The organism is Arthrobacter sp. Soil761 (assembly GCF_001428325.1).
Classification (GTDB): domain Bacteria; phylum Actinomycetota; class Actinomycetes; order Actinomycetales; family Micrococcaceae; genus Arthrobacter.
This window is the reverse complement of sequence record NZ_LMSF01000028.1, coordinates 90,713-102,326: the sequence shown is the minus strand read 5'-3', so window position 1 is coordinate 102,326 and position 11,614 is coordinate 90,713. Positions and strand designations below refer to the sequence as shown.

The window sequence follows — 11,614 nt, the reverse complement described above, 5'->3', positions numbered from 1 at the left end:
TTGGAGATCATGCATTTGCTCCCCCCAGAACAGCCTTTGAGCGCAACCGACCAGGTCCAGAACCTCATCCTGGAAAGCGCTGATTTTGAGGACTTCCTCAACGAACTGGCCCGTTTCTCCGCCCACCAGATGGCAGGCGACGGTGACGACGCCCTGTGTGGCATCACCCTGCTCCGTGACCGCAAGGCGGCCACCATCGGGTGGAGCAGCGATTCGGCGCGGGAAGTGGACGAAATCCAGTACTCCTTGTCTCAGGGCCCCTGCCTGACTGCTGCGGAGGAGGAACGCGAAGTCCACGTTCCCGATCTGCTGGAGGAGAACCGGTGGGGTCCCGATTACGCAACGGCCGTTGCCGCCCATGGCCTGCGTTCGGTGCTTTCCCTCCCGTTCACCCTGCAGGGCGAGGCCAAGGCGGCCCTGAACCTCTATTCCGATGTTCCCCGGAAGTTCGAAGGACGGGCCACGGCAAGGGCCCGGGACTTCACCCGTGAAATTTCGCAGGCCCTGCGCCTTGCCGTCCGGTTCTCCCTGCATGCGGACAGCGCGTCGAACCTCCGGGCCACGCTGGAGTCCCGCACCATCATCGACATCGCCGTGGGCATTGTCATGGCCCAGAACCGCTGCAGCCAGGCGGCTGCCGTCGAAATCCTCACCGAGGCATCCAGCAACAGCAACACCAAGCTGCGGGACATCGCCAAGTCCCTGGTGGACTCAGTGGGCGGAGCCGGTGCCCGGACGCACTATGAGGAGCCGGGAAAGGTAATCCGCGCGGCCCGTTCCTAAGGGTTGGGTTGTGCAGGGGCTCCCGCGGAGGTTAGGCTTGCGGAGGTTGAGCCGTCGGCCATAGACCTCTTTTGGAGTACCTATGGACCGAGCATTAGACGCAGTTGTTAATTTTGATGTCCCTGCAGACATCGTCCGGATTGAAGTCCGGGGGAGCCTTGACAGCGGTTCCCGCCCCCACCTGGTCCACATCATCCGCCGTGTCCGGCGAATGGGCATCCGCTGCCATATTTGCGTTGACCTCTCAATGGCGGACCTGGTGGAGTCAACCGCGCTGGCCGGCCTGCGCAGCGACCTGAATGCGCTGGATGCCAACGCGCTGCCGGGAGCCTGTGGTGCAGGCGTTTCCCTGCAGCTGGTACCCGCTGCCCACAATGCTTCCTTGAACCGGCCATCCGGCGAGCAGCCACTTCCCCTGGACGGCGACGTCCGTGAGCTGTTCCCCGGAGGCCGCTTCGCCGGGGAGTATCCACACCTTCCTGTCATGTGGATCGAGGAGTTGTACGGGCCGCCCCTTACGGAATACTCCAACGAGGAGCTCCTTGCGGCCAGTGACGCGCTCTTCGCGCTGCTCGACAATCCAAACACCCAGGACAGTGCCGACCTGCTGGGCCGCTACAACGACATCGGCCTGGAGATCCATCGCCGCCGGCAGGAACCCACGTCCCCAATCCCCGCCGCGGAGGGCCAGGCCGCCTGCTGACCCCAGCGTCACCGAACGGTTACCCCCGCCCGTTGCGGCGGTACGTTTGGGTGGGTTTACGGTAGGAGTGTGCCGTATGAGGGGGAGGTAAGTCCGCAGGGCGGGCGCGGGGTTTCCCACGCCCGGCTGCTGGCGGAGGCGGCTGCGCTGAAGCGCTTTTCGCGGCGCACGTTCCTGGCGGGTGCAGGGGCGTCCGGGCTGCTGGCTGCCGACATGCTGGTGACCCGCGAGGTCCAGTCGCAGCGCCGGACCACCAGAATCCTCAGCGTTGCGGACGACTTCGCGGACGCCTATTACCCGGATGCCAGCTGGTTCCTGTTCCCGGGGTACAAGACCAGCTGGGAAGAGGCACAGTGGATCCTCAACACCCTGCGCGGGGCGCTGAACAAGCGCGCCCGGCTCGCCGCCGTCGGATATTCCAACCTGGGGCTGAACATCACGGAGGTGGTCAACGCGATCACCGACTACATTGCCGAAGAGAAGATCACCAAGCTCTTCTTCTACGGGCACAGCTTCGGCGGGATGCTGGCCACCCAGGTGGCTGCCCGACTCCTTGCCCTGCAGGGAGTCCAGGTGCAGTTCATCCTCCTGGACTCCAGTCCCTTCAGTGCGCACGACGTGCTGGACCAAAGCTGGTTCGACGGCGTGGTGTTCCTTTACGAGCGCGGCGTCAGGTTCCCGTCCACGCTGCGCGGTGGGTATGAGCTGGGTGAACGGATCATCCACAAGGACGAACGGAGCTGGCGGCAGGTCCTGGACCAGACCCTGGAGCAGCTGTCCCCGATCGCACCTTCCAGCGTCCTGATCCAGACCGAGTCCGCGTATATCTACCACTTCGAGGGAAGCCAGTTCGCCGGGAAGCTGGGCACGGCCAAGATGGCCTATATCGGGAACCCCAAGGACAGGACGGTCGACTACGAAACCGCGGCGGAAACCTGGGCCGTGGTCTTCAAGGACAACATGGTCTCAAGCAACCTGCAGACCACCGGCGCGGCACCCGCCCACGCCAGCCCCGGCTGGAATCCGCAGGTCTACCGGCCCCTGGTGACGGAACTGCTGGACGGGTTCTTCCCGCTGCCCCGGGGCGGCTCCCGGGTGAGCATCTTCTAGTCCTAGATCTGGTTCTTCAGGTCCGCCACGGAGTTCAGCACCTGGTTGGGGCGGAACGGATACGCGGCAATGTCATCCTTGTGCGTGATGCCGCTGAGGACCAAGACGGTGTGCAGGCCCGCTTCCATGCCGGCGATGATGTCCGTATCCATCCGGTCACCGATCATGGCGGTGGTCTCGGAGTGTGCATCGATCTGGTTCATCGCGGAGCGGAACATCATGGGATTCGGCTTGCCCACAATGTACGGCTCGCGGCCGGTGGCCTTGGTGATCAGGGCCGCGATGGCACCGGTGGCGGGCATGGGGCCGTCCTTGGAGGGGCCGGTGGCATCCGGGTTGGTGGCGATGAACCGGGCACCTGCAAGGATCAGCCGGATGGCCATGGTGATGGCTTCGAAAGAGTACGTGCGCGTCTCGCCAAGCACCACAAAGTCCGGGTTCTGGTCGGTGAGGATGAAGCCGGCCTCATGCAGCGCCGTCGTGAGCCCCGCCTCACCGATCGTGTAGGCGCGGTTGCCGGACTCTGAGCCCCGCACCTGGTCCTTGAGGAACTGCGCCGTGGCCAGCGCCGAAGTCCAGATGTTTTCCTCCGGAATTTCCAGGCCGGAGGAACGCAGGCGGGCGGCAAGGTCGCGCGGGGTGAAGATGGAGTTGTTGGTCAGCACCAGGAAGCGCTTGGACGTATCCACCCACCGCTGGATCAGTTCCGCGGCGCCGGGGATCGGCTGGTTCTCGTGGACCAGGACGCCGTCCATGTCCGTCAGCCAGCACTCGATCTCCTGGCCGCTGCGGTAAACCGCGGGGTTTGCTGCTACCTGGTCTTCTTCTGCCACGTTTACCTCCACCGGTGATGAATGCTCCAGTGCTCCAGTCTAGTGTTGAGGGGTGAACCAAACGCCCGGCCTGCCAGACGAACCCCGCCACGAGCCCGGGGAGGCCGAGCCCGCAAAGGCGGAGGTCGGCGTCGGGCCCTGGGAAGGCGAACTGCCCGAAGGCGACCACTGGGACCCTGACCTCCTTGCCGACGGGGACCGCCGCAACGTCCTGGACAAGTACCGCTACTGGAAGCACGAAGCGATCGTGGCGGAGCTCGATTCCCGGCGGCACAACTTCCACGTGGCCATCGAGAACTGGCAGCACGACCTGAACATCGGCACGGTGGTGCGCACCGCCAACGCCTTCCTCGCCAAAGAGGTGCACATCATCGGCCGGCGGCGATGGAACCGCCGCGGCGCCATGGTCACCGACCGCTACCAGCACGTCCGCCACCACCCCACGGTCGAGGACTTCGTCCAGTGGGCGCAGGGGGAGGGGCTGGCGATCATCGGCATCGATATCTTCCCGGACTCGGTTCCCCTGGAGACATACGAGCTGCCGCGCGACTGCGTGCTGGTCTTCGGACAGGAGGGCCCGGGCCTGACCCCCGAAGTCCACCAGGCCGCCGCCGCCACCCTGTCCATCGAGCAGTTCGGCTCCACCCGGTCCATCAACGCCGCCTCGGCAGCCGCCATCGCCATGCACGCCTGGATCCGGCGGCACGTGTTCAACCAGCACGTCTGAGTGTTACTGAGCGGTGACCCGAAACACCCTCGTGGTCCGGGAATGGCTAGGATGGTGCCTAGCCGTAAGCGGTCTACTTGAGGGTCTTCCACCCACAGACGAAACTCAGCAGAGGAGCCAGCATGCCCATTGCAACCCCAGAGATCTACTCCGAAATGATCGACCGCGCGAAGGCGGGCGGCTTCGCATACCCGGCCGTGAACGTCACGTCCTCGCAGACGCTCAACGCAGCGCTCCGCGGCTTCGCCGAGGCGGAGTCCGACGGCATCGTCCAGGTTTCCACCGGCGGTGCGGCCTACTGGTCCGGCGCATCCACCAAGGACATGGTTGCCGGTTCCCTGGGCTTCGCAGCCTTCGCCCGCGAAGTAGCCAAGAACTACGGCGTCAACGTCGCCCTGCACACTGACCACTGCCCCAAGGACAAGCTGGACGGTTTCGTCCTGCCCCTGCTGGCTGCTTCCGAGGCTGAGGTCAAGGCCGGCCGGAACCCGCTGTTCAACTCCCACATGTGGGACGGCTCCGCCGAGACCCTCCAGGAAAACCTGCGCATCGCCCGCGAACTGCTCGGCCGCACTGCTGCCGCCAAGATGATCCTCGAAGTGGAGATTGGCACCGTTGGCGGCGAGGAGGACGGCGTCGAAAACGCCATCAACGACAAGCTGTACACCACCGTTGAGGACGCCCTGGCCACCATCGATGCCCTGGGCTCCGGTGAAAACGGCCGCTACATCACGGCCCTGACCTTCGGCAACGTCCACGGCGTCTACAAGCCCGGCGGCGTCAAGCTCCGCCCGGAGATCCTCAAGGACATCCAGGCCCAGGTGGGCGCGAAGATCGGCAAGGACAACCCGTTCGACCTCGTGTTCCACGGCGGCTCCGGCTCCTCCGACCAGGAAATCGCCGACGCCGTCTCCTACGGCGTGATCAAGATGAACATCGACACCGACACCCAGTACGCCTACACGCGTCCGGTTGCTGACCACATGTTCAAGAACTACGACGGCGTCCTGAAGGTGGACGGCGAAGTGGGCAACAAGAAGACCTACGACCCCCGCGTCTGGGGCGCCTCCGCCGAAGCCGGCCTGGCGGCCCGCGTGGTGGAAGCCACCAAGCAGCTCGGTTCGGCCGGAAAGACCTTCTAGATGTCGGACGAGTTCCGCCGGAACCTGATGGGGCCGGAGCCCACTCTCCTGCCTGCCGAAACCGAGGTGAACGCGCAGCTTGAGGCCGGCCAGGAGGCCCTGGACCTGGTGGCGAAGCACCCAACGTCCTCGCTCCTGTGGGCCGTCCTGGCTGAGGAGGCGTGGACGGAAGGCCGCACCATCGACTCCTACGCCTATGCCCGGGTGGGTTACCACCGCGGACTGGATGCGCTGCGCCGCAACGGCTGGCGCGGCGTGGGGCCCATCCCCTGGGAGCATGAGCCAAACCGCGGGTTCCTGCGGGCCCTCTACTCCCTGGGCCGGGCCTCGTCGGCCATCGGCGAGGCTGAAGAGCCGGAGCGGATCGAGAAGTTCCTGAACGATTCCGACCCCACGGCAAAGGCAGCCATCGAGGGCGAATAACTCCCTGGGCCCACGCCCGCACTGTTTCCTGGTGCAGAGTGCCAGGGAGGGGTTCGGGCTGGGAACGACGGCGGGCGGTCACCTTTCAATGAGAAGGTGACTCGTATCCGGCCTGGAATGCGCCGTCCCTCATTTCGGTTAAAAGAATCGAAGGGCCAGGGGAAGAAAGGAGGAGCTGCGCGAAGCGTGGGAAAGCAGGAGAAAGCGCGTCTCAGGTTCTGTGACTACTACTCGTGGATGTCGTACGCCGACTTCACCACCTGGGTTGAAGCCGAAGACGAATCGGCACCGGGAATTTCGTTTACCGAGTCCGATGCCACAGGCTGAGCGGCGCAGGACTTAAGGTTTGGCAATACCCGTGCGGGCCATGGCGTCTGCATAGGCAGTGCGCATGTCCTCCAGGTACTCCTCCTGGCGGGCCGGGGAACCGGCGAAGGCGCGGCCGCTCAGCGAGCGGACCTTGTAGGTCTTCAGGCCGCGGCGCCAGAGGAGGGGCACCTCGGTCTTCAACAGCAGGTTGGCCAGGCGGTTGGCTTCGGTGCCATGCGCCACGATCACCGAGGCGCGGGGGACCAGGGCCAGGAACTTCAGCAGGGGCTTCAGGCCTGACTGGATCTGGTCCGGAGTGAACTTGCCGTTGGGTTCGCCCGGGACGTGCCAAGGGCGGACGTTCCACGGCATGACGAACTCCGGGCGCAGGCCAAGCTTCCACTGGATCCCCAGCATGCGGGTAACAGCGTCCTGGTCGCCGGGGGTGATGAACCCGGACGGATCCACCTCGCCGATGTTGGAGAACAGGCTGATGATGCGGCATTCCTCCACGTCGTGCATGGGGTCCACGTAGGGCACCACGGTTCCGGGCTTGGCCTCCTGCAGGGAATCACACAGTTCGTTGACGGCGGCAACGCTGGGTTCGTAGCGGCGGCTCATGAGCTGTTCGTGGAATGTTTCGGGTGCCAGGGCTGTCATGAAGTGCTGGATCTCCTGCGGGGATTGGCGTTGCTGCCGCCACGGACATGGGCGCACGGCGGCACGGCACATCAGTGGCGGTTGATTGGGGTGGACCAACTCCTGGTCGGCCTACTCCAGTTTAGCAAGCCCAGGCAAGCGAAACGCCGGCCGCCCCTTCCGGTGATGGAAGGCACAGCCGGCGCGTCGGTGCGGGAGCGGCTAGAAGAGGCGCTTCGAGGCGCGGCGGGCACCCTCACCCAGTGCCTCCAGCTTGGCGAAGGCGATCTGCGGGTGCACCCTGCCGCCCAGGCCACAGTCGGTGGAGGCAATGACGTTCCCGCGGCCCACGAGGTCCGCAAAGCGGACGATCCGGTCCGCCACCAGGTCCGGGTGCTCCACCACATTGGTGGCATGCGAAACAACGCCCGGGATGATCACCCTGCCCTCGGGGAGCTTTGTGTCCTCCCACACCCGCCATTCGTGTTCGTGGCGGACGTTTGCCGCTTCAAAGGAATAGGCGCCGGCGTTGACCTGAAGCACAGAGCCGATGATGTCGGCGAACGGGATGTCCGTGGTGTGTGGGCCGTGCCAGGATCCCCAGCACACGTGCAGCCGGATCTGTTCCTGCGGCAGGCCGCGCAGCGCCCAGTTGGTCGCTTCGACGCGCAGCTGGATGAACTTCAGGTAATCGTCCAGGGACGGCTCGGGATTGATATGGTCCCAGCTTTCGGCCAGGGACGGATCATCGAGCTGCACCGTAAGGCCGGCCTCGATGATGGCCTTGTATTCCTCCCGCATGGCATCAGCGCAGGCGTAGACGAGTTCCTCGTCGCTCTTGTAGTACTCGTTGGCTACCCGCGCGCATGAGCCGGGGGAGAGGGAGGCCACGAAGCCATCCGTGAGGCCTGCGGCGGCGAGCCCGGTCTTCAGGTTCCGGATGTCCGAGGCCACCAGGTCCTGGCCCGTGTAGGTCAGCGGTCCGGCGATCTTGGGCTGGGCAACGCTCCTGCGGTGGGTGAGGATGCCGGATGCGGGATCGCTGTAGGCCTCGTTGAAGGCCTGCCGGTCGCGCCGGTCCGGGAACGAGGTCAGGACAACGTTGCCGGGGGACGAGCGGCGGACCCCGGACTCGGCCCAGCGGTCAACGGTGGTTGGCTCAAGGCCCCCGAGCCGGGCGAAGGAGTAATTCCACCACGCCCCGTAATCCACCGAGCTGGACATGGTGTGCCCGTACTCGCCGTCGTTGGGGATGTCGATGCCAAGGTCCATCTGGCGCTGCACCACGTCCACTACGGAGGCTTCGAGGAGTTCCAGAAATTCCGGCGTGATGCCGTCGGCTTCCTTGGCGGCGTTGGCCGCAATGAGTTCAGGGGTGCGGGGCAATGAACCGGCGTGGGTCACGCGGATATGGTCGGTGTTCTGGGACATGCTGGAATCTTCCTTTCCATCGGTCCTGGCAGTAGCACCTTCGGCCGGCAGGAGTCTGCCGGGACGTGGTTGCTGCGGCGTCATCGAGCCAGGTCTCTCGGCCGCTCCGGATGGTCCACTCTCAGATAAATCGACGCGCGTGGAGCCGCGCAAATCCGCACCGCTTTATGTCGTGGGCATGTCCGGCCGGCCGCCGGCGGCAGGACCGGAACGTACTTACAGCGTTTGTCCAGCATATTGACAGGTTTCGTTAAGCTTGGTTGGCTGAATGTCACATGCCTCCGCTGCGACGGAGCGGCGGATGCCACCCGAGCACTCGAAAGAGGTAACTGTGACGAAATCCCTCAGGACCCTTGCCGTTAGCGGAGCCCTCGCGCTCGCCGTCGCAGCAGGTCCGGCGCCCCTGGCCGGCGCCGTAGGCGAAGGGCCTTCCTACGACGGCAACGGCCAGATCACCACGTCGAAGCTGGCCACCTACGACCAGATGGTCTCGTTCCTGAAGGACCAGGATGCGCGCCAGCCCGCCATGGAGCTGGAGGTCATCGGCCAGACCGTCAAAGGCCGCGACATCCACCTGGTCAAGTACATATCGGACCCGGCCAAGCCCACCATCCTGTATTTGACCCAGCAGCACGGCAATGAACAGCTCACCACCGAGGGTGCCCTCGAGTTCGTCAAGCACCTGGGCACGGGCAAGTCGGCAGGCATCCTGGACGGCGTGAACATCCTCATCGTGCCCATGCTCAACGCGGACGGTGCCATGGGGGATGTCAACTTCTCCCTGGACGACTACCTTGCCAGAGGGGACCGCCACCTCACCCGCTACAACGCGGAAGGCGTGGACCTGAACCGGGACCATGTGGCCAAGGTCCAGCCGGAGACCCAGGCGCTGCACAACAACGTGATGCGCAAGTACCGCATTGACTACATGATCGACCTGCACCACCAGGGCACCCGCGCCGAGCGCGACGGCAAGCTGGTTTCCGGCTCCATCCTGTACCCCACCACCCCGAACGCCGACCCCGCCGTCGTCGAGAAATCAAAGCGGCTCGGCGCCGTTGTCTTCAACAACGTTGACTCCACCGGCTGGGGCCACCTGGGCAGGTACCAGGGCGGCAGCGCCGAGACCATCAGCCGCAACGGCATCTCCGTGGAATACGGCATTGCCACCCTGCTTTTCGAGATGCGCGGCATGTCGGACCACTACCTGGATGGTTACGCGCTGGGACAGCGGAGCAATGGTTACCTGATCAAGCAGACGGTCACCACGCTGGCGTCCACCGCCGCGGCCATAGCGGACGGATCCATTGCCGACGCCGACACCTCCTTCTGGGACACGCTCGCCGAGCAGACGTCCCGGCCCGCGGGGGAGGCCGAGGACGAGTAGGAGGCCCGGCGCCCGCCGCGGCCCATATTTGCGAAAGGGCCGCGGCGGGCCACAACAGTGGACAAAGTGCCCCATCGGCTAAACTTGGGTGGTAAGAGCCCCGGAACTCTTGCTTCGCCGTGCCGTGCTGCGGCTGTGCGAAGGCCGGTATGTTCGGGGCATTCTCATGAACGGCGCTGCATGGGCCCGCCACCAGATGGCTGGACCCGGGCAGCCCGAACGAATGGGGGAGGATCCCATGCCAGCAATTGTGATCGTAGGAGCCCAGTGGGGCGACGAAGGAAAAGGCAAGGCCACCGACCTTTTGGGCGGCCGTGTTGACTACGTCGTCAAGCCCAATGGCGGCAACAATGCCGGGCACACCGTCGTCGTAGGCGGTGAAAAGTACGAACTCAAGCTGCTGCCGGCAGGCATTCTCAGCCCCAACGCTGTTCCCATCATCGGCAACGGCTGCGTGGTGAACCTCGAAGCCCTCTTCCAGGAAATCGACGGGCTCCAGGCCCGCGGTGCGGACACCTCGAAGCTGCGGGTTTCCGCCAACGCCCACCTGGTGGCCCCGTACCACCAGGTCCTGGACAAAGTGACCGAACGCTTCCTGGGCAGCCGCGCCATCGGCACCACCGGCCGCGGCATCGGCCCCGCCTACATGGACAAGGTGGCCCGGCTGGGCATCCGCGTCCAGGACGTGTTTGACGAATCCATCCTCCGCCAGAAGGTGGAAGGCTCGCTGCGCCAGAAGAACGAACTCCTGGTCAAGGTCTACAACCGCCGCAGCGTTGTGGTGGACGAGATCGTGGAGTACTTCCTGTCCTTCGCCGAGCGGCTCCGTCCGCTGGTCATCGACAGCACCCTGGTCCTGAACACCGCGCTGGACGAGGGCAAGGTGGTCCTGATGGAAGGCGGCCAGGCTACGTTCCTGGACGTGGACCACGGCACCTACCCGTTCGTGACCTCCTCCAACCCCACCGCCGGCGGCGCGTCGGTTGGCTCCGGCATCGGGCCCACCCGCATCTCGCGCTCCATCGGCATCATCAAGGCCTACACCACCCGCGTTGGCGCCGGCCCGTTCCCCACGGAACTCTTCGACGAGATGGGCATGTACCTGCAGAAGACCGGCGGCGAATTCGGCGTCAACACCGGACGCCCGCGCCGCTGCGGCTGGTACGACGCCGTCCTGGCCCGGCATGCCTCCCGCGTCAACGGCTTCACGGACTACTTCGTCACCAAGCTGGACGTGCTCACCGGCATCGAACAGATTCCCGTGTGCGTGGCCTACGACGTGGACGGCGTCCGGCACGATGAAATGCCCATGACGCAGACCGAGTTCCACCACGCCAAGCCCATCTTCGAGTACTTCGACGGCTGGACCGAGGACATCACCGGGGCACGCACCCTGGCGGACCTGCCGGAGAACGCCCGGAATTACGTGCTGGCCCTTGAGAAGCTCTCCGGAACCCGGTTCTCCGCCATCGGCGTGGGCCCGGACCGGGACCAGACCATCGTGGTGAACGACCTCATCAACGACTGACACTCCCCAGGGCAGCATGACGACGGCGGCAGGCCACCTTTGCGGGTGGCCTGCCGCTTGTGCGTCCCGGGACGTTCGGCCCGGGTGGAAAAGCAATTTACACAGGCTTAACGCGCACGGTCTTGTGAGGCTGCACGCGTACCGGCAAGACTCGGTAGTACCCCCTGGTGCCCAAGGAAGGATCGTCATGGCCGGAAAATTTGAAGCATTCATTGACGCTGATTCGTTGTTCCGGTTCCGGCTCCTGGCCCCGGATGGCGCAGTGGTGGCTGTCTCCGGGCCGTACCAGGACAAGCAGGCCCTGGCGGCAGGGATCGCTGCCGTGCGTGAGTGCGCCGGCACCGGCCTGGTCACCGACCTCTGTCCCGCCGGGGACGTATCCCGTCCCGCAACCGTGCCCGTAGCGGCAGCCGCCGCCGTTCCCGCGCAGCTGCCCTCCGCCGTCGTACCTGTCTGTGGCGACGGGCGCCTGCCTGCCAGGCTGCACTTTTTCGCGCTGGCCAAGGCATCGCGCAGGCAGGCGACGCCGCCCCGGTGGACCAGGGCAGCTGCCCGCTGACAGCCGCGGAACGGCTGCCCAAAAAGTTTTTGAAATCGCG

13 protein-coding genes and 1 riboswitch are annotated in these 11,614 nt (G+C 65.2%); of the genes, 10 read left to right on the top strand and 3 right to left on the bottom strand.

Features of this window, described 5'->3' with window-relative positions; translation table 11 throughout:
- Nucleotides 1–9 precede the first annotated feature (9 nt).
- The 3 genes from ASG79_RS14970 to ASG79_RS14960 all read left to right on the top strand — a co-directional run bounded on the left by ASG79_RS14970 (nt 10) and on the right by ASG79_RS14960 (nt 2,596).
- Nucleotides 10–783, top strand: a complete 774-nt coding sequence (locus ASG79_RS14970) for a GAF and ANTAR domain-containing protein (protein WP_056392235.1) — start codon at nt 10–12, stop codon at nt 781–783.
- Nucleotides 784–865: 82 nt separating this feature from the next.
- The gene (locus ASG79_RS14965; RefSeq protein ID WP_026266219.1) at nt 866–1,486 is read left to right on the top strand and encodes a hypothetical protein; all 621 of its coding nucleotides are present in this window, start codon (nt 866–868) and stop codon (nt 1,484–1,486) included.
- A 69-nt stretch (nt 1,487–1,555) separates the two neighbouring features.
- Entirely contained in the window at nt 1,556–2,596 is a 1,041-nt protein-coding gene (locus tag ASG79_RS14960) for a thioesterase domain-containing protein (protein ID WP_056392232.1), read from the top strand.
- A gap of 2 nt (nt 2,597–2,598) precedes the next feature.
- Here the strand turns inward: ASG79_RS14960 and ASG79_RS14955 are convergent, their stop codons facing one another.
- Nucleotides 2,599–3,441, bottom strand: a complete 843-nt coding sequence (locus ASG79_RS14955) for an HAD-IIA family hydrolase (RefSeq protein ID WP_018772231.1) — start codon at nt 3,439–3,441, stop codon at nt 2,599–2,601.
- 40 nt (nt 3,442–3,481) lie between these two features.
- Between ASG79_RS14955 and ASG79_RS14950 the strand changes: the two genes are divergently transcribed.
- From ASG79_RS14950 to ASG79_RS23875, 4 genes are all read left to right on the top strand, one after another.
- Nucleotides 3,482–4,156 carry a TrmH family RNA methyltransferase gene (locus tag ASG79_RS14950; RefSeq protein WP_018772230.1) on the top strand — a complete coding sequence of 225 codons (675 nt, stop codon included), beginning with the start codon at nt 3,482–3,484 and terminating at the stop codon, nt 4,154–4,156.
- Nucleotides 4,157–4,278: 122 nt separating this feature from the next.
- The gene (gene fbaA / locus ASG79_RS14945) at nt 4,279–5,298 is read left to right on the top strand and encodes a class II fructose-bisphosphate aldolase (protein ID WP_018772229.1); all 1,020 of its coding nucleotides are present in this window, start codon (nt 4,279–4,281) and stop codon (nt 5,296–5,298) included.
- A complete protein-coding gene (locus ASG79_RS14940) occupies nt 5,299–5,721 on the top strand; it encodes a DUF3151 domain-containing protein (RefSeq protein WP_018772228.1) in 423 nt (140 codons plus the stop codon). It begins immediately after the preceding gene.
- A 186-nt stretch (nt 5,722–5,907) separates the two neighbouring features.
- Nucleotides 5,908–6,048: a hypothetical protein gene (locus tag ASG79_RS23875; protein ID WP_166673119.1), complete on the top strand. Its 141-nt coding sequence runs from the start codon at nt 5,908–5,910 to the stop codon at nt 6,046–6,048.
- Nucleotides 6,049–6,060: 12 nt separating this feature from the next.
- On the opposite strand, the gene ASG79_RS14935 is transcribed toward ASG79_RS23875, so the two are convergent.
- The gene (locus ASG79_RS14935; protein WP_056392231.1) at nt 6,061–6,690 is read right to left on the bottom strand and encodes a uracil-DNA glycosylase; all 630 of its coding nucleotides are present in this window, start codon (nt 6,688–6,690) and stop codon (nt 6,061–6,063) included.
- A gap of 201 nt (nt 6,691–6,891) precedes the next feature.
- Nucleotides 6,892–8,100, bottom strand: a complete 1,209-nt coding sequence (locus tag ASG79_RS14930; RefSeq protein ID WP_056392229.1) for a cobalamin-independent methionine synthase II family protein — start codon at nt 8,098–8,100, stop codon at nt 6,892–6,894.
- Between the two features lie 13 nt (nt 8,101–8,113).
- Nucleotides 8,114–8,217: riboswitch (SAM riboswitch) on the bottom strand.
- A gap of 184 nt (nt 8,218–8,401) precedes the next feature.
- On the opposite strand from ASG79_RS14930, the gene ASG79_RS14925 reads away from it, so the two are divergent.
- From ASG79_RS14925 to ASG79_RS14915, 3 genes are all read left to right on the top strand, one after another.
- On the top strand, nt 8,402–9,487 hold the full coding sequence (locus ASG79_RS14925; RefSeq protein ID WP_156400218.1) for a M14 family zinc carboxypeptidase: 1,086 nt from the start codon (nt 8,402–8,404) through the stop codon (nt 9,485–9,487).
- A 238-nt stretch (nt 9,488–9,725) separates the two neighbouring features.
- Nucleotides 9,726–11,015 carry an adenylosuccinate synthase gene (locus ASG79_RS14920; RefSeq protein ID WP_056392225.1) on the top strand — a complete coding sequence of 430 codons (1,290 nt, stop codon included), beginning with the start codon at nt 9,726–9,728 and terminating at the stop codon, nt 11,013–11,015.
- 187 nt (nt 11,016–11,202) lie between these two features.
- Entirely contained in the window at nt 11,203–11,574 is a 372-nt protein-coding gene (locus ASG79_RS14915; protein WP_056392223.1) for a YegP family protein, read from the top strand.
- Nucleotides 11,575–11,614: the final 40 nt, after the last annotated feature.